Here is a 17,783-nt window from a genome sequence, read left to right on the forward strand (position 1 = left end):
GATTTAAGGAACAGAGATGATGCAGCCCATTTCAGGTACGCCCGCACGCCCTCCCGGCGAAGGCCAAAATGCCCCTTCCGCTGCGGGTGAACAACCGTTATCCACGCAACAACGTACTGTGCTGGAACGGCTAATTACCCGTTTGATTTCACTCACCCAGCAGCAAAGTGCTGAAGTGTGGGCCGGAATGAAGCACGATCTGGGCGTCAAAAGTGATACGCCGCTGCAGTCACGTCACTTTCCAGCCGCTGAGCAAAACCTTAACCAACGACTGGGGGTTGCTCAGCAAAATCATGTTAATCGTCAGGTGCTTTCGCAGCTCACTGAATTACTGAGCCAGGGAAATAATCGCCAGGCGGTGAGTGATTTTATCCGTCAGCAGTATGGGCAAACGGCGCTCAGCCAGCTCACGCCTGAGCAGTTAAAGAACGTGCTCACGCTGCTGCAACAGGGGCAGCTGTCGATACCGCAGCCGCAGCAGCGCCCGGCCACCGATCGTCCATTGCTCCCCGCAGAGCACAATACGCTGAACCAGTTAGTTACCAAACTGGCGGCGGCCACGGGAGAATCCGGGAAGATGATCTGGCAGTCGATGCTGGAGTTGTCTGGCGTAAAAAGCGGTGAGCTGATCCCTGCCAAACAGTTTACGCACCTGGTCACCTGGCTGCAGGCGCGCCAGACGCTCAGCCTGCAAAGCGCCCCAACGCTACAAACGCTCCAGGCGGCGCTGAAGCTGCCATTAGAGCCGAATGAGCTGACTGCAATAAAAGAGTACGCACAGCAAACGTATCAGATCCAACCACAATCGATTCTGACCATGGTGCAGGTGCAGGACTTGCTCAATCAAATTTTCCTGCGTCGCGTGGAACGAGAACGCGAGCTCAGCGATCCGCGTCATCTGCAGCCCATTTACAGCCCGTTCGCGCCGATGATTGAAACGGTTAAATCTCTGTCGGCACGACCGGGACTGCTGTTTGTTGCGTTGATAATTGCGTTAGCCATTTTCTGGCTGGTCGCTTAACCTTTTCGCAGCGTAAGTAACGTCACGATAATCCCCACCACGGCGGATATCGCCCCGGCAAGGAACACTGAAGGATAACCGTACGCAGTGGCCAGCACCCCGGCGACCGGACCGCTTATACCGTAGGAGATATCCTGAAACGCGGCGTAACCGCCCAGCGCCGTCCCACGAACCTGCGCGGGCACTCGCTTCACTACCTCGACACCCAAGGCCGGGAAGATAAGCGAACACCCGGCCCCGGTTAATGCCGCTCCGAGCAGCGCAATCCAGGCTGTTGGGGCCTGCCACAGCAGAATCAGCCCCGCTGTTTCCACCAGCAAAGAGACAACGGCAACCTTCACGCCGCCGAACCGGTCCGGCATCCAGCCAAACAGAATGCGCATCAGCACAAATGCCCCGCCAAACGCAGTCAGGGTGAACCCCGCCATCGTCCAGCCGTTGCTGACAAAATAGAGCGAAATAAAGGTACCGATCACCGCAAAGCCAACGCCCTGCAGCGCCAGGCCCAGGCCCGGTTTCCAGATAAGCCCTACCACGCTCCATAACGAAGGACGTTCTCCTGCATGCGCAGGCACTTTGCGCACGGTGCCGTTGAATGCCCATGCCAGCAGCGGTAATACCATTGTGGTTCCCGCCAGCGCCGCGAAGCCAAAGTGGCTGTGGATCAACAGGCCTAACGGTGCACCGGCGGCCAGCGCGCCGTAAATCGCCATTCCGTTCCACGACATCACTTTACCGGAGCGTGTCGGGCCGACCAGCCCAAGTCCCCAGGTCAGCGTTCCGGTGAGCAGTTGGCTTTCGCCAAAGCCGAGGATCAAACGCCCGACGATTAATAACGCAAATTTTACGGGGACAGAGACAGGCAATAGCGCGGCTAAAAGCCACGCCGCGCCCGCCAGCCCACAGGCAAACATTCCCTGTAGCGCCGAACGTTTAGCGCCATATTGATCGGCTAAGCGCCCGGCGTAGCCGCGCGTTAATACCGTTGCCAGAAACTGTACGCCTACGGCGATACCGACCATGGTATTGCCATAGCCCAGCTCCTGGTGCACAAACAGAGGAATGACGGGCAAAGGTAGACCGACCGTCATATAGGTCAGGAAAACCGCAAAAGCGATACGAAACAGCGAAAAATTCGCCGAAGGTGTTTTTTCTTGTTGGGTTACAGCTGTCATGCGTTACTCCAAAATGCAGAGTAAGGCGAGGAATGTCCACGCCCCCTCTACCTGACTATCAGGATTAAGGTGCGTTGGATAACGTTAAACGCTTACGCATTATCAAGAGGATAATGTTGAAGCTGGAGTCTGCCTGCGAGTGACCCTGGCTGTCAACTGTGAAAGCATAGCTGTGCGTTTCAAAGCGGTGACTTCTCAACGAACAAAAAGGGAAATACCGCATCAATGCCTTTCGCTCTGAACCGCCCGGTTACCTGTTCACGCTGCTGCGGCGTCAGGAGCCGGAACATCATATCCCAAATCTCTTTGGGCTCGGCTTCCTGCACAATGTTGAGTTCTGGCACTACTGTTTTCTCATTTTCATTCAGATACGAGCGAACATACAGTGGGAACACAGAAATATGGAATTCCTCGGCCTTAGACTTCGCACGCTTGCGCTTAACGCCCTCCTTCCCTTCACTGTAGGTATTTAAGCACAGGCGTACAGCGGGTGCGCTTCCAGGAAACCCCGGTAATTCAAGACACTCCTTTACCGTGAACCACTCTTTTACCATCAGTCTCTTTCCTTTCTGCTGATGAAATAAAAATAATTTTTCTTTTCCGCGAAATTTCAAATTAATTCTGGCAATATTCCTACGATAAAAAAGAAAGTAACGTTCTTTTTTCTTTCTAATTTATACCCTGAAAAATATCGGCGCCGATAACACATCTTCTTAGGATTACAGAATGGAACACAAAAGCCAAGACTGGCATCGTGCAGATATTAAAAGTGCACTGGAAAAAAGAGGCATTACGCTCAGAGAATTATCACGTTCGGCAGGCTTGTCTCCTGATTCGCTACGAAATTTATTTACCCGCAGTTGGCCCCGAGCAGAACAGATCATCGCACAGGCGCTAGAAACCACGCCGGACGTAATTTGGCCGTCACGCTATATATCGAAACCAGCAAAAAAAAACCGTTACAAAGAATAATCATCAATTATAAATATATTATCTAAAATTTACCCGACAGATTGATTAATATCTCAATAAAATATATTTACGATATTGATAGCACTATCGGCCATTCCCATCAGATTAAATCCTGTTAAAGCAATACACGAACTAATTACCTATTCCATTAACAGGGGTCATGATGAGCTGGAATAAAACAGCAGCAACAAATTATGCGAAATCACATGCAGGCGTGCATTCTCAGAAGCGCTGTGCAGAATTTACCCGCAAAGCCATTCAGGCAGGAGGTATTTCTCTTGGAAATACCTACCATGCTAAAGATTATGGACCGCTGTTAAAAAACGCAGGATTCAGTCCTATCGGCACATTTGAACAGCCCAGAGCAGGTGATGTCGTCGTCATTCAACCTTATGAGGGAGGAAACCCAAGCGGTCATATGGCGATATTTGACGGTCAGGAGTGGTACTCCGATTTTAGACAACGTGATATGTGGGCGGGGCCTGGCTATCGGGCGGCAAAACCGTCATACACTATTTACAGGAAACAATAATGAAAGCGTTCTCGTTGATTGCTCTGGTTTTGTTACTTTGTGGTTGTTCTTCACCTCGCAGTGACAGCACACAAGATGTAAAGCAGTTCTATCTCGCGTGGATGAACAACTTTACCCAAGATCTGGATACTTCTCATGACACATCCGCATTATTGCAACGCTATGTGGCGAAAGACGTTATCAATCGTCTGGCGCTGATTGATAGTCTTTATGAGCAGGAAATACTGGATTCTGACTACTTTATGTACGTGCAGGATTACGACCCTGAATGGATCCCGCTGTTACGGGTTGGACCAGCTCACCCCTTTCTCGGAGGCGAAAAAGTGGAAGTCCAATTAGGTGGACCGACAGGCGAAGCCCCCATACTGCTGGAAGTGTATACGCGTTGGGAAGAGGGTCGCTGGAAAATATATCGCGTAACGGATCTGGGCAATCATTTTGAACAGCCAATCTACAGCACCGGTGACATCGCGCAAGCCAAAGCATGGTCTGCGGAGATCGCACCGGAGTATGAAAAGATGAATAAGTAAAAAAGGGAGCCTCACGGCTCCCCTTTGCATCTCATTTTGCAGACTTACGCTTACAGCTTACGCATGACCAGCGTTGCGTTGGTGCCGCCAAAGCCGAAGCTGTTGGACATCACGGTGGTCAGCGTCTGCTCGGTCGGTTTAGTCACGATGTTCAGACCAGCCGCCTGCTCATCCAGCTCTTCAATGTTGATGCTTGGCGCGATAAAGCCGTGTTCCAGCATCAGCAGAGAGTAGATAGCTTCCTGTACGCCAGCTGCACCCAGAGAGTGACCAGTCATCGCTTTAGTCGCGGAGATTGCCGGGCTATTGTCGCCAAATACTTCACGAATTGCGCCCAACTCTTTCACGTCGCCTACCGGGGTAGAGGTACCGTGAGAGTTCAGGTAGTCGATCGGCGTGTCTACGCCGTGCATCGCCATCTGCATGCAACGTACTGCGCCTTCGCCAGACGGAGCAACCATGTCTGCACCATCGGATGTTGCGCCGTAACCGACGATTTCCGCATAGATGTGCGCGCCACGTGCCAGCGCATGCTCCAGCTCTTCAACCACAACCATACCGCCGCCGCCTGCAATAACGAAACCGTCACGGTGTGCATCATAGGTACGGGAAGCTTTGGATGGATCGTCGTTGTATTTAGTGGACAACGCGCCCATAGCGTCGAATTCACACGCCATTTCCCAGCACAGCTCTTCGCCGCCGCCAGCAAAAACGATGTCCTGTTTGCCCAGCTGAATTTGTTCTACCGCGTTACCGATACAGTGCGCAGATGTCGCACAGGCAGAGCTGATAGAGTAGTTTACGCCGTGGATTTTGAACGGCGTTGCGAGGCAGGCTGAAACGCCGGATGCCATCGCTTTGGTGACCACATACGGGCCAACCGCTTTCAGACCACGCGGGCTACGCATTGCGTCAGCACCGAACACCTGAAAACGCGGGGAGCCGCCGCCGGAACCTGCAATCAGGCCAACGCGCGGGTTGTTCTGGTAATCTTCTGCAGCAAGGCCGGCATCAGCCACTGCCTGTTCCATAGAAAGGAATGCATAGATGGATGCGTCGCTCATAAAGCGCACTACTTTGCGGTCAATGAGGCCAGTGGTATCCAGTTTTACGTTGCCCCAAACGTGGCTACGCATGCCGGAGTCCTTCAGCTCCTGAGAGAAAGTGATCCCTGAACGTCCTTCACGCAGAGATGCCAGGACTTCCTGCTGGTTATTACCGATGCTGGAAACGATGCCCAAGCCAGTAATCACTGCACGTTTCATTCAATACCTCTGTAAGTCGCACTATTTTAAAGTTTCGAGTGGCACAATAGCGTACACTTGTACGCCGAACAAGTCCGATCAGCCATTTAGTGTGGAAATTTGCGCAGCCAGGCACTCATCGCTAAGATCGGGGCACAGCCTGCCAGACGAGTAACTTACGTGAAACAATACGCTATACAACCTGCAAACCTTGAATTCAACGCTGAGGGTACACCTGTTTCCCGAGATTTTGACGATGTCTATTTTTCTAATGATAACGGGCTGGAAGAGACACGTTACGTCTTTCTCGGCGGGAATCATCTCGCCCAGCGATTCCCTGCGCATTCACGCCCCCACTTCGTGGTAGCGGAAAGCGGGTTTGGCACCGGACTTAACTTCCTGACGCTGTGGCAGGCATTTGCCGATTTTCGCGATACCCATCCTGATGCTACCCTGGAAAGATTACATTTCATCAGTTTTGAAAAATTTCCGCTGACGCGAGAGGATCTGACATTAGCGCATCAGCACTGGCCGGAACTTGCCCCGTGGGCCAAGGCTCTGCAAGAGCAATGGCCTCTGCCGCTGGCGGGATGTCATCGCCTGCTCCTTGATGATGGACGCGTTACGCTGGATCTGTGGTTTGGCGATATTAACGAACTGACCAGCAAGCTCGATGACTCCCTGAATCAAAAAGTGGACGCCTGGTTTCTGGACGGTTTCGCTCCGGCAAAAAACCCGGATATGTGGACGCCAACGCTGTTTAACGCAATGGCCCGCCTGGCTCGTCCCGGCGGCACGCTGGCGACCTTCACCTCAGCAGGCTTTGTGCGTCGGGGGTTGCAGGAAGCCGGGTTTACGATGCAAAAATGCAAAGGCTTTGGTCGCAAACGCGAAATGCTCTGTGGCGTAATGGAACAGACGCTGACGTTCCCCCCATCGACACCCTGGTTTGCACGTACCGGAACAGATAAACGCGAAGTTGCCATTATTGGCGGAGGGATTGCCAGCGCATTGCTGTCGTTAGCGTTACTGCGCCGCGGCTGGCAGGTCACTCTCTATTGCGCCGACGATAACCCAGCAGGGGGTGCATCCGGCAATCGCCAGGGCGCGCTTTATCCGCTACTCAGCAAGCATGACGCAGCCATTAATCTCTTTTTCCCCACCGCGTTTACCTTCGCTCGTCGGCTGTATGACGCCCTCCCCATTGAGTTTTCGCATGACTGGTGCGGCGTGACGCAACTGGCATGGGATGAGAAAAGCCAGCAAAAAATCGACCAAATGCTGTCCCTTGAACTGCCTGATGCGCTCGCCGTTAGCGTTGACGCAGAGCAGGTTTTACAAACAACCGGCGTAGAAACCGGATGCGGTGGGATTCAGTACCCTGCCGGAGGGTGGCTGTGTCCGGCACAGTTAACCGCCGCCTTATTCGACTATGCCGCAACGCAGGGATTACGCACCCGGTATCAACATACGCTGGCCTCGCTGTCTCGGCAGACAGAAAGCTGGCAATTGACGTTTGCCAGTGGGGAAACCGCCACTCACGCAGCTGTTGTTTTGGCTAACGGGCATCGCATTAACGGCGTTGAGCAAACGCAGTCGCTACCGGTGTACTCCGTAGGCGGTCAGGTGAGTCATATTCCTACTACGCCTTCGCTTTCAGCGCTGCGCCAGGTGCTGTGCTATGACGGCTACCTCACGCCGCACAACCCGCAAAACCAGCAGCACTGCATTGGCGCCAGCTATCATCGCGGAAGTGAAGAAACGGTGTATCGTGCTGACGATCAGCAGCAAAACCGTCAGCGCTTAATAGATTGTTTCCCGAATGCCGCGTGGGCAAAAGAAGTAGACGTTAGTGGCAATGCCGCCCGTTGTGGAGTGCGCTGCGCCACGCGCGATCACATGCCGATGGTCGGCAACGTCGCGGATTATGACGCCACGCTCAGCCAGTATGCCACTCTTGCCGAAGACAAAGAGCACGCCGTAAACGCCCCGGTGTATTCCAATTTATTTATGTTGGGTGCGCTGGGCTCGCGCGGGCTGTGTACTGCCCCGCTGTGTGCAGAAATTCTGGCATCGCAAATGAGCGATGAACCAATTCCCATGGATGCCAATACGCTGGCGGCGCTGAATCCGAATCGTTTGTGGGTAAGGAAGTTACTGAAGGGTAAAGCGGTGAAATAGGATTCCATCCCACCATTGCCTGATGGCGCTACGCTTATCAGGCCTACCTCCTCCCGTCCACGTAGGCCGGATAAGACGCCTTCGCGTCGCCATCCAGCACAATCCGCTGCAATTATTGTTTTGTTGCCTTCTGGAACAGTGTGTCCCACATCTCTTTCACTAACGCCTGGTCACGCGGCGAGAGTTCGCCTGCGCTGATGGCTTTTTCCAGGCTGCTGGTCACATTGGCGTACAATGCCTCAGCGGAATGGTCCTCGCCAGCATCCAGCTCTGCCACAGCCAGCGTCAGGTGCCCACGCAAATAGCCACTGGCAAATAACTCATCATCGCTGGCGTGCTCTACCATATCGTCGATTAATGCCAGAATGCGTGATTCAAACTCCGCGATCATCTTCTTTCCTCATTGTAAACGTGGCAGCGGCTTCAGTTGAGCGCTTCAGGCCACGGGAATTGTTCCGCCGTAAGTTCAGGCGTGTGATAATAATTCTGTAACGCGTTAATGAAACGCGCCGGACGTTCAGGGATCCCCTTTTCCAGGTACTCCATCACCTGAGCATGAACACGGCGCTGGAATACCACGCGATCCGGTTCAAAGTCCCCTTCCAGGTTGTCGCAACTGACGTTAAACGGGTAGCCCGCCGCCATGCAAAACAACCAGTCAAACGCCTGCGGCTTCACTTCCACATCTTCAAACTGGCATTGTGTTTTGGCATCGCGTCCGTCCGGGCAGTACCAGTAACCAAAATCGACCAGCTCACGACGGGCTTTACCGGCGATGCACCAGTGTGAAATTTCGTGTAATGCACTGGCGTAATAACCATGCGCAAAAACGATACGGTGATACGGCAATTCCGCATCCGCAGGAAGATAGATCGGTTCGTCGTCGCCTTTAATCAGACGGGTATTAAATTCATCGGCAAAGCAGCCGTTAAAAATCTCAATTAACTGTTCGTAGTGATGCGTATTATTCATTAGTTCATCCCCAGCCAGTGGAGAATCTCCTGTCCATGATTATCATAAAGTAGCTTGGCGCTCATCACGGCGGAGACAATAACGATCATTGGCCGAATGAGTTTTTGTCCTTTGCTGAGCACCAGTCGTGAGCCCATCCGTGCGCCAATAAACTGGCCAATGAGCATCACAAACCCGGTCGCCCAAATCACTTTGCCGCCGAGGGCAAACAGCAACAACCCACCGATATTCGATGTGGCATTTAATACTTTGGCGTGGGCCGTCGATTTCGCCAGGTTGTATCCGCACAGCATGACAAAAGCCAGCGCGTAGAACGACCCTGCCGCCGGACCAAAAAAGCCATCGTAAAAGCCGACGCAGCCCCCGGCCACCAGCGCGAAAGGCAAACCGTGCAGTCGGCGCTGTCGGTCCTCTTCCCCGATTTTCGGCATCAACAGGAAGTAAAGGCCAATACAGATAACCAAAACCGGCAGGATCTGGCGCAGGACATCTGACTGCACGTGCTGAACCAACAGCGCGCCGCTCATTGAGCCGATAAAGGTCATGAAGATATTGAGCTTCTGATCCGCCAGATTAACCACACCACGACGAATAAAATAGAGGGAGGAAGAGATAGATCCCCCGCAGGCCTGCAGCTTATTGGTCGCCAGCGCTTGCGCAGGTGGCATCCCGGCCGCCATCAATGCCGGGATGGTGAGTAAACCACCGCCTCCGGCCAGAGAATCAATAAAACCTGCCAGCATCGCCACAAAAAAAAGCACACCTAACAGCAGTGGCGACACCATAAACAGAGAGGCAAAATGGTCCATTAGAGTACATGCTCGTCCAGTAGCGCCTGGCAGGAAGGCGGCAACGGCGGCGGTGTCTTCTTCTCAGGCTTGGTGGTTCCAGGTTTTGGAGGTTCGAACCAGCTTTGCAGCTCTGCGCCACAGCCGTCACCCGGTGGCGGTAACGGTTGATCTTCGCACTCAAGGCTGTCCGCAGGACAACGTAACCGCACGTGCATATGCGCACGATGCTGGAACCACGGCCGCACTTTACGCAACCAGTCCCTGTCGGTCCCTGCATCCAGACAAAGTTGTTGCTTAATCGCCGGATTCACGAAAATACGCGTTACTTCATTATCTTTTGCAGCCAGCCTAATCAGGCTGAAAATCTCCGGTTTCCACAGTGACGGCACAACACGCTTGCCGTCCTGTGAGACCAGATCTAACGCCTGCGGCCGCAGCAGTTGCGACTGGGTCCAGCGCGTTTTGGGCAGTTGCAGGAAAATATCCACATCCAGTCCTGTCTGGTGGCTGGCGTGACCGCCATTGAATCGCCCACCGGCCGGCATACCCATATCGCCGATTAACACCGTGCCCAGCCCCTGACTATTGGCCTGATTACTCAGACGCTGGATAAACCTCACCAGGTCCGGATGGCCAAAGTAACGACGCTGATCGGTGCGCATCACCTGATAATGTTCTGACTGGACAGGCAGCGTATCTGCGCCAACGATACAGCCATTGGAAAACGCGCCGATAGACTGCGCGCTGCCCGCAACCGGATGGGTAATTTTCTGCCAGGGCGTTGCCGCCAGACAGGCGGTACTGGCAAACAGAGCCAGCGCCGCAAGTGCCGTTTTTTTCATCTCTTACCAGCGTGGAATATCGGTCTTCACGTCCGCATTTTGCGCCCGCTGACGCAGCAGGTGATCCATCAATACGATCGCCAGCATCGCCTCGGCGATCGGTACGGCGCGGATCCCAACGCACGGATCGTGACGACCCTTAGTGATCATTTCGACTTCTTCACCAAAGCGGTTAATAGTGCGCCCAGGAACGGTAATACTGGACGTCGGTTTCAGCGCCATATGAGCAATGATTTGTTGCCCGCTGCTGATCCCACCCAGAATGCCGCCCGCATGGTTACTCTGGAAACCTTCTTTGGTGATTTCATCTCGGTTCTGGCTGCCGCGCAGCGCAACAACGTCAAATCCGTCGCCAATCTCAACGCCCTTAACGGCGTTAATGCTCATCAGCGCATGGGCGATGTCGGCATCCAGGCGGTCGAATACAGGTTCGCCGAGACCCGCAGGTACACCGCGTGCAACAACGGTCACCTTCGCTCCGATGGAGTCACCTTCTTTCTTCAGCCCGCGCATCAGTTCATCCAGCGCGTCGAGTTTATCCGGGTCCGGGCAAAAGAACGGGTTAAGTTCCACCTGGGACCAGTCTTTGATCTCCAGCGGAATATCACCCATCTGCGTCAGGCAGCCGCGAATCTCAACGCCGAATTTTTCCGCCAGATATTTTTTGGCAATCGCTCCGGCCGCCACGCGCATCGCTGTTTCACGTGCGGAAGAACGTCCGCCGCCACGGTAGTCGCGCAGGCCATATTTTTGCTCATAGGTATAGTCGGCGTGCCCTGGACGAAAAACGTCCTTAATCGCGCCGTAATCCTGTGAACGCTGATCGGTATTTTCGATCAGCAGGCCAATGCTGGTGCCAGTGGTAACGCCCTCGAACACCCCGGAGAGGATTTTCACCTGATCCGGCTCACGACGCTGCGTAGTGTAGCGCGATGTGCCCGGACGGCGTCTGTCGAGATCGTGCTGCAGGTCAGCTTCTGTCAGAGAAATGCCCGGCGGAACACCATCGACAATACAACCGAGCGCCAGCCCGTGTGATTCGCCGAAAGTGGTTACGCGAAAGAGTTGCCCAATTGTGTTTCCTGCCATCACGGCTCCGTTATGAGTGTTGTGTATGTGCGCGTGTAATTAGTCTTTATAAATGCTGAAGTGCTCACGAGCAGCAACTAACTGCTCTTTGGTCAGCATGAATACGCCGTCACCGCCGTTGTCGAACTCCAGCCAGGTGAACGGTACATCCGGATACTGCTCCATCAGATGTACCATGCTGTTTCCGACTTCACAAATCAGAATACCGTTATCTGACAGGTAGTCTGGGGCGTTCCCCAGAATGCGGCGGGTAAGTTTCAGTCCATCGGTGCCGGACGCCAGACCCAGCTCAGGTTCGTGACGATATTCGTTTGGCAGATCGGACATATCTTCCGCATCGACATACGGCGGGTTGGTCACAATCAGGTCATACTGGACTTTCAGCAGATCGCGGAACAGATCGGAACGGATCGGCGTGACGTGATGGATCAGACCGTGTTCTTCAATATTGTGTTCGGTCACCGCCAGCGCGTCAGTGGAAATATCTACTGCATCCACTTCGGCTTCCGGGAAGGCATAGGCGCAGGCAATGGCGATACAGCCGCTGCCGGTACACATATCGAGGATATGCTGCGGCTGCTCATTGATAAGGCCCGCAAAGCGGTTATTGATAAGCTCGCCAATCGGTGAACGCGGAACCAGCACGCGTTCATCAACATAGAACTCATGCCCGCAGAACCAGGCCTTGTTGGTCAGATAAGCAACCGGAATGCGCTCGTTGACGCGGCGAATCACGCGTTCAACAATACGATGACGCTCGCTGGATGTCAGACGTGCGGTACGCATATCTTCTGGAATATCCAGCGGCAAATAAAGTGACGGCAGCACCAGTTGTACAGCCTCGTCCCATGGGTTATCCGTGCCATGGCCATACCAGATGTTCGCCGCGCTAAAACGGCTGACCGCCCAACGCAACATGTCCTGAATGGTATGCAGTTCACTCACTGCTTCATCGACGAAAATTTTATCCACGTATTCCTCCAGGGCATGCTCGTATTAATTTCGGCGGCTAGTTTGCCACGAAGACGGCGATAAATCAGCATTCACACGGGGCCTGAGCGCGAAAATTGCGTTTTAAGCGATCGGATGCCCGCCGAGTCGGGTTAAACTAACGGAAAATAAAAGTTGAGACTCTCGAATGAAAAAGAAAACATCGCTCAGCGAGGAGGATCAGACGCTGTTTCGCCAGCTGATGACCGGCACGCGTAAAATTAAACAGGACACCATTGTTCACCGACCTCCACGTAAAAAAATTGCCGAGGTTCCGGTTAAAAGACTGCTACAGGAGCAGGCTGATGCCAGCCACTATTTCTCGGATGAGTTTCAGCCGCTGCTGAATACGGACGGCCCGGTAAGATACCTGCGTGCCGACGTCAGCCATTTCGAACTGAAGAAAATGCGCCGTGGTGATTACTCCCCGGAGCTGTTTCTCGATCTGCATGGCCTGACTCAGCAGCAGGCCAAGCAAGAGTTAGGTGCGCTGATTGCCGCCTGTCGTCGTGAGCATGTATTTTGCGCCTGCGTGATGCATGGTCACGGGAAGCATATTCTTAAGCAACAAACGCCGCTCTGGTTAGCCCAGCATCCACACGTGATGGCCTTTCATCAGGCGCCGAAAGAATACGGTGGCGACGCCGCGTTGCTGGTGCTGATTGAAGTGGAAGAGTGGCTACCGCCCGAACTTCCGTGATGCAAAAAAACAATAAGAGCCGCATTTGCGGCTCTTTGATTTTCCGGGTGGCGGCTGCGCCTTATCCGGCCTGTTTAAATCGCTTTTGCCATTTTCAGGTTACACGGGCTCATCTGCCAGTTAAAAGTACCCTTCCCGCTCTCATCAAGCGTAACGCTGGCAATCGCTGATGTGGTAAACATCGGCGGTGTTTCACCAGGGCAAAGCTCAGACACCAGATATCCCACTAAAGGCAAGTGAGAGATAACCAGTGCCGTGGCGATACCTTCATTGGCCAGAGCCTGTAAATAGGCGCTGACCAGACCGACATCGCCGCAGGGAGTCAGCTCCGGCAAAACATCCACGCCGGTTGGCAGGTTCATACATTCCCCCACCACATCCAGCGTTTGTTCGGCTCGTAGGAACGGGCTCACCAGAACACGTTCGATATCCACTTTTTGACCTTTCAGCCAGTTCGCCATCAGGCGAGATTCGTCACAACCACAGGAGGTTAAGGGACGAACCGAATCACTGGCGGCATCGAGGGCCGCGTCGCCGTGACGCATGATAAAAACTTGCATATTGCACCGCTTTTGTTAACCAGAATCACCACTACCTATACTCACAGCCCCTATTGGCTGTGGTAACGATATGGTGGCCGGCATTGTGCCTTATCCATTCACCGAATGAAACGCTGTTTTTTACCTCAACGGCGTAAGTATAGTCAATCTCTGTTTACATTTTGAGCGCGACCCATACATTCAGTGCGGATTCATCCTACTTTTGACCTCATGAATTCAGGTCAGTTTCCCCAATATTCCAGAATCTTTCACTGCGTTCCGCCATCTGCAATAACTGCTCACACGGTGTAAACCGCGAGCCGTATTGCGTGGTCAGCCGTTGCAGAACCGCAACCACTTCACCCGCGCCGAGAGAATCCATATACCGGAACGGACCGCCGAGGAATGGCGGAAAACCAATACCAAATACAGCGCCGATGTCGCCATCACGTGCGCTGCGGACTATCTTCTCGTCGAAGCAACGGGCTGCTTCATTGAGCATTAACATGACGCACCGCTCTGCTACCTGCGCGGCGGTAAGTCGGCCCTGACCCTGGACGCCAATAAGCGTATAAATTGCAGGGTCGACCTGTTTTTTGCTTTTACGCCCTTTCACACCATAAAGATAGAAACCCCGACCATTTTTTCTACCTTTGCGATCGTCATTCAAAATTGAAGCAACAACATTTGCAGGCGCGCTAAAACGTTCTCCATATGCAGCTTCAAGCACTGGTATAATTTTAGTGCCCGTATCAATTCCGACCTCATCCAAAAGTTGGATTGGCCCAACAGGAAAACCAAACTTAACCAGCGCGGCGTCTATGGTTTCGACCCGCTCGCCTTCGGTCAACATACGAATCGCTTCGTTAATGTAAGGCGCTAAAATACGGTTAACGTAAAAGCCGGCCTTATCTCTGACCACTATCGGCGTTTTGCCCTGTTTTTTCGCTAACTTAACGGTAGTTGCAATCGTCTGTTCAGAGGTCGTGGCATGTGGGATCACTTCGACCAACGGCATTTTTTCCACCGGACTGAAAAAGTGTAAACCAATCACTTGTTCAGGCCTGGCAGCGTTCGCGGCAATATCGCCAATGGGCAAAGATGAGGTGTTAGAAGCAAAAATGGTATGAGGTGCGCAATTTTGCTCAACTTCTGCCACCATCCGTTGTTTTAGCGACAGATCTTCAAACACGGCTTCAATAATCAAATCGCGATGCGCAAAGCCACGGTAGTCGATCGATCCCGAAATCAGCGCCAGTTGTTTATCGCGTTCACTGGCTTTGATATGACGGCGGCGAACCTTCGTTTCAAGCTGATCCCAGCTGTACTTCAGCGCGTGGTTGATTCCCTTAGCGTTTATATCTTTGATGCGCACAGGCAAGCCGCCTTTACAGGCCGTCACGTAGGCAATACCGCCGCCCATCAGACCGCCACCCAAAATACCTACGCTGTTTAGCGGGCCAGGTTTCGCATCACTTCCGGGATCTTTTTTCACATCGGTGTTGGCAAAAAAGATATGCCGTAGCGCCTGAGACTGGGATGTCATCGCCAGCTCACCAAACGCGCGGGCCTCAGCGTCGTAACCGCTGCTGCTGCCTTGCTCTAGCCCGGTTTCGATGACTTCAAGAATACGTTCTGTTGCAGGGTAGTTACCTTGCGTTTTTTGCGCCGTCTTTTTACTGGCCATGCGGAACAACAGCGCTCGCCCCAGTGGCCCCGCCAACACCCGCTCTCTCACGGGCAGCGTTCGGTGCGCAAAATTGTCCTTTTTAGCCAGTTCAACGGCCGCTTCCAGCAAAATAGAATGCGGTACAACTTCATCCACTAAACCAACTTTCAGCGCCTGTTTTGCACGTAATTGTTTTCCGGTGAGGATCATATCCAGTGCGGTACTGACGCCAATCAGGCGCGGCAGCCGCTGCGTACCACCGGAGCCAGGCAACAAGCCAAGTTGTACTTCCGGTAAACCCAGTACGGTTTTAACATCATCGGTACAAATACGGTTGTGGCACGCCAGCGCCATCTCCAGGCCACCGCCGAGGCATGCGCCATGAATCGCGGCGATAACCGGGATCGGTAAGGCATTAATTTCCGCCATCATCTGCTGCCCCTGACGGGCCAACGTTTCGGCTTCCTGTGCGCTGCGACAGCTACCAATCATATTGATATCCGCCCCGGCAATGAAGTTATCGGGTTTAGCCGAAATAAACACCACGCCGCGCAATGCTTTGTTATCGCGAATTTGTTTCAGAATAGCCCGTACCTGAGAAGCAAACTCCGCTTTCAGGGTGTTCATTTTCTCTCCGGGCACATCAATGGTGACAACAGCAACGTTATCCAGACGTACGTTTAGTGTAAAAGCCGATGCCATTTCCATTATTCCGCCTCCAGAACCATGGCTGCGCCCAGACCACCAGCTGCACAGGCGGTCACTAAACCAAAACCACCGCCACGACGTCGTAATTCATGGAGAGATTGGGTGATCATGCGCGCGCCAGTAGCGGCGAAAGGGTGTCCATAGGCAATCGATCCGCCCAGCACGTTAAATTTACTGTCATCAACCTCGCCAGTGGCATGCGCCCTGCCCAGCACGTCGCGGGCAAAACGTTCGCTACCCAGCAGTTGAAGATTCGCCAGCGTTTGCGCGGCAAAGGCTTCATGCATATCGATCAGGGTTAAATCTGCCATGGTCAGACCCGCTCTCTCCAGGGCTAGCGGCGTTGACCACGCTGGTCCCAGCAGCATGTCCTGCCAGACATCGATGGCGGTAAAAGCAAAACTACGCAGGTATCCCAGCGGCACCAGTCCCAACTCTTTCGCACGCGACTCCGTCATCATAATCACGGCGGCTGCGCCGTCCGTTAGCGGGGTACTGTTTGCTGCGGTGACGGTGCCGTGCTTGCGGTCAAACGCCGGACGTAGTTTGGCGTAATCCGCCAGCGTAGAGTTACCGCGAATATTGTTATCTTCCGAAAAAGGATCTTTAAACGGCGGCGCGTAGGTAGTCATTACCTCATCTGCCAGCTTTCCTTCAGCCCACGCCTGAGCGGCACGCTGATGAGAGCGGTGCGCCAGGGCATCCTGTTGCTCTCGGGTAATACCATAGGTTTTGGCCATTTGCTCAGCCGTATCCCCCATACGCAAACCGGTGGAATACTCGGCGACGGCAGGCGGCACAGGCATCAGGTCACGTAAGCGCAATCGGGAAAAGAGTTTAAGGCGTTGACCGGTAGTCCGGGCCTTATTGACATCCACCAGCACCCGCGCCAGCTTTTTACTGACGCCAATAGGCAAGACTGACGAGGAGTCCGCACCACCCGCAATTCCCGCACGAATAGACCCCGCCATCAAGCTTTCCGCGACATTCGCCACTGCCTGGAAGCTGGTAGCACAGGCTCGGCTTACGCTGTAGGCATCCGTGTGCACATTCATGCCGGTTCCCAGCACAATTTCACGAGCAATATTTGGCGCTTCAGGCATTTGCACCACCTGACCAAAAACCAGTTGCTCAATCACATCAGCAGGTATTTCGCTGCGCGCCAGCAGCTCACCGACGACCATTTTTCCTAAATCAACGGCGGGAATGCCATGAAACGCGGTAGCCTGACGAGCAAATGGCGTACGCAATCCACTTACAATGGCAATACGGTCGCCCTGGCGGGTAACCAGCGGTAAAGCCTGACTCATAACACTCCCCTGTAAAAAAATAAAATAAGTGGTCTGACCTGATCATAGTCTTAACCAATTTTTTACATTTAGCCAAGCGGAGAGAAAAGAAAGTGGGAGCTAAGACACAGTGAATAATCACTGACAGTTACGAAAAAGCCCTTGCTATCAGATAGCAAGGGCTTTTGCAGAAGGGGGAATTAACGCAGGCCCAGTTGGAAAATCAGCGTTTCAGCTTCACAGGCAAAAACAAAGTCGATATCCAGACGCACACCTTCTGACTCTTCAGTAAAGGTAGAGGTGATTTGGCAAGGCTCAGATTCCACACCACGCGCCTTTTCAGTCAGAGCGGCCAGTGTTTCTTCTGCCTCTGCGCGATTCGCGAACACACGGCTGTAAGACGCGGTGCAGTCGGAGTTGTCCATGATGGTGCCAACATCCATACAGCAGCAAACCGGGGTTTCATCAGCACTGCATTTACTCATTGTAGATTTCCTCTGTATTCGCACCTGAGGTGCCAGATAAACGATAGGGATATT

At 53.3% G+C, this 17,783-nt stretch carries 19 protein-coding genes; 6 read left to right on the plus strand and 13 right to left on the minus strand.

Going from position 1 to position 17,783, the window contains the following annotated elements:
- Window positions 1-19: 19 nt before the first annotated feature.
- Complete coding sequence (gene flk, locus BZK41_RS24665) at window positions 20-1,021, plus strand: flagella biosynthesis regulator Flk (protein ID WP_079939942.1); 1,002 nt, start codon at window positions 20-22, stop codon at window positions 1,019-1,021.
- Here the strand turns inward: flk and BZK41_RS24670 are convergent.
- Window positions 1,018-2,196: an MFS transporter gene (locus BZK41_RS24670; RefSeq protein WP_079939920.1), complete on the minus strand. Its 1,179-nt coding sequence runs from the start codon at window positions 2,194-2,196 to the stop codon at window positions 1,018-1,020. The genes flk and BZK41_RS24670 overlap by 4 nt on opposite strands.
- 179 nt (window positions 2,197-2,375) lie before the next feature.
- A complete protein-coding gene (locus BZK41_RS24675; protein ID WP_079939921.1) occupies window positions 2,376-2,750 on the minus strand; it encodes a hypothetical protein in 375 nt (124 codons plus the stop codon).
- A gap of 172 nt (window positions 2,751-2,922) precedes the next feature.
- Here BZK41_RS24675 and BZK41_RS24680 point away from each other — a divergent pair, with 172 nt between their 5' ends.
- The 3 genes from BZK41_RS24680 to BZK41_RS24690 all read left to right on the plus strand — a co-directional run bounded on the left by BZK41_RS24680 (window position 2,923) and on the right by BZK41_RS24690 (window position 4,230).
- Window positions 2,923-3,168 carry a helix-turn-helix domain-containing protein gene (locus BZK41_RS24680; protein WP_079939922.1) on the plus strand — a complete coding sequence of 82 codons (246 nt, stop codon included), beginning with the start codon at window positions 2,923-2,925 and terminating at the stop codon, window positions 3,166-3,168.
- A gap of 163 nt (window positions 3,169-3,331) precedes the next feature.
- Entirely contained in the window at window positions 3,332-3,700 is a 369-nt protein-coding gene (locus BZK41_RS24685; protein WP_079939923.1) for an NlpC/P60 family protein, read from the plus strand.
- A complete protein-coding gene (locus BZK41_RS24690) occupies window positions 3,700-4,230 on the plus strand; it encodes a YbjP/YqhG family protein (protein ID WP_079939924.1) in 531 nt (176 codons plus the stop codon). Before BZK41_RS24685 ends, BZK41_RS24690 begins: the two co-directional genes overlap by 1 nt.
- A gap of 50 nt (window positions 4,231-4,280) precedes the next feature.
- Here the strand turns inward: BZK41_RS24690 and fabB are convergent, their stop codons facing one another.
- Window positions 4,281-5,495 carry a beta-ketoacyl-ACP synthase I gene (fabB, locus tag BZK41_RS24695; protein ID WP_079939925.1) on the minus strand — a complete coding sequence of 405 codons (1,215 nt, stop codon included), beginning with the start codon at window positions 5,493-5,495 and terminating at the stop codon, window positions 4,281-4,283.
- 159 nt (window positions 5,496-5,654) lie between these two features.
- Here fabB and mnmC point away from each other — a divergent pair, with 159 nt between their 5' ends.
- Window positions 5,655-7,655 (plus strand): bifunctional tRNA (5-methylaminomethyl-2-thiouridine)(34)-methyltransferase MnmD/FAD-dependent 5-carboxymethylaminomethyl-2-thiouridine(34) oxidoreductase MnmC, encoded by a 2,001-nt coding sequence (gene mnmC, locus BZK41_RS24700; RefSeq protein WP_079939926.1) that lies wholly within the window; start codon window positions 5,655-5,657, stop codon window positions 7,653-7,655.
- Window positions 7,656-7,767: 112 nt separating this feature from the next.
- On the opposite strand, the gene BZK41_RS24705 is transcribed toward mnmC, so the two are convergent.
- Genes BZK41_RS24705 through prmB form a run of 6 tightly spaced genes read right to left on the minus strand, consistent with a single transcriptional unit; the run spans window position 7,768 to window position 12,321 of the window.
- Window positions 7,768-8,046, minus strand: coding sequence for a YfcL family protein (locus BZK41_RS24705; protein ID WP_079939927.1), 279 nt, complete (start codon window positions 8,044-8,046; stop codon window positions 7,768-7,770).
- Window positions 8,047-8,078: 32 nt separating this feature from the next.
- Window positions 8,079-8,627 carry an elongation factor P hydroxylase gene (locus tag BZK41_RS24710; protein WP_003834819.1) on the minus strand — a complete coding sequence of 183 codons (549 nt, stop codon included), beginning with the start codon at window positions 8,625-8,627 and terminating at the stop codon, window positions 8,079-8,081.
- Complete coding sequence (locus BZK41_RS24715; protein ID WP_003834821.1) at window positions 8,627-9,436, minus strand: sulfite exporter TauE/SafE family protein; 810 nt, start codon at window positions 9,434-9,436, stop codon at window positions 8,627-8,629. The genes BZK41_RS24710 and BZK41_RS24715 overlap by 1 nt, the downstream gene beginning before the upstream one ends.
- Window positions 9,436-10,260 carry a penicillin-insensitive murein endopeptidase gene (gene mepA / locus BZK41_RS24720; RefSeq protein ID WP_003834823.1) on the minus strand — a complete coding sequence of 275 codons (825 nt, stop codon included), beginning with the start codon at window positions 10,258-10,260 and terminating at the stop codon, window positions 9,436-9,438. The genes BZK41_RS24715 and mepA overlap by 1 nt, the downstream gene beginning before the upstream one ends.
- 3 nt (window positions 10,261-10,263) lie before the next feature.
- A complete protein-coding gene (gene aroC / locus BZK41_RS24725) occupies window positions 10,264-11,349 on the minus strand; it encodes a chorismate synthase (protein ID WP_079939928.1) in 1,086 nt (361 codons plus the stop codon).
- Between the two features lie 39 nt (window positions 11,350-11,388).
- Complete coding sequence (prmB, locus tag BZK41_RS24730; protein WP_079939929.1) at window positions 11,389-12,321, minus strand: 50S ribosomal protein L3 N(5)-glutamine methyltransferase; 933 nt, start codon at window positions 12,319-12,321, stop codon at window positions 11,389-11,391.
- A 166-nt stretch (window positions 12,322-12,487) separates the two neighbouring features.
- Here prmB and smrB point away from each other — a divergent pair, with 166 nt between their 5' ends.
- Window positions 12,488-13,039 carry an endonuclease SmrB gene (smrB, locus tag BZK41_RS24735; protein ID WP_003839296.1) on the plus strand — a complete coding sequence of 184 codons (552 nt, stop codon included), beginning with the start codon at window positions 12,488-12,490 and terminating at the stop codon, window positions 13,037-13,039.
- 74 nt (window positions 13,040-13,113) lie between these two features.
- Here the strand turns inward: smrB and sixA are convergent, their stop codons facing one another.
- The 4 genes from sixA to BZK41_RS24755 form a co-directional block, all read right to left on the minus strand.
- Window positions 13,114-13,599: a phosphohistidine phosphatase SixA gene (gene sixA, locus BZK41_RS24740; RefSeq protein ID WP_003028179.1), complete on the minus strand. Its 486-nt coding sequence runs from the start codon at window positions 13,597-13,599 to the stop codon at window positions 13,114-13,116.
- Window positions 13,600-13,807: 208 nt separating this feature from the next.
- Window positions 13,808-15,955: a fatty acid oxidation complex subunit alpha FadJ gene (gene fadJ / locus BZK41_RS24745; RefSeq protein ID WP_079939930.1), complete on the minus strand. Its 2,148-nt coding sequence runs from the start codon at window positions 15,953-15,955 to the stop codon at window positions 13,808-13,810.
- Window positions 15,955-17,265, minus strand: a complete 1,311-nt coding sequence (fadI, locus tag BZK41_RS24750) for an acetyl-CoA C-acyltransferase FadI (RefSeq protein ID WP_079939931.1) — start codon at window positions 17,263-17,265, stop codon at window positions 15,955-15,957. Before fadI ends, fadJ begins: the two co-directional genes overlap by 1 nt.
- Before the next feature lie 179 nt (window positions 17,266-17,444).
- Entirely contained in the window at window positions 17,445-17,729 is a 285-nt protein-coding gene (locus BZK41_RS24755; RefSeq protein ID WP_003834838.1) for a YfcZ/YiiS family protein, read from the minus strand.
- Window positions 17,730-17,783: the final 54 nt, after the last annotated feature.

It is taken from the genome of Citrobacter sp. A316 (genome assembly GCF_002042945.1).
Lineage (GTDB): Bacteria > Pseudomonadota > Gammaproteobacteria > Enterobacterales > Enterobacteriaceae > Citrobacter > Citrobacter portucalensis.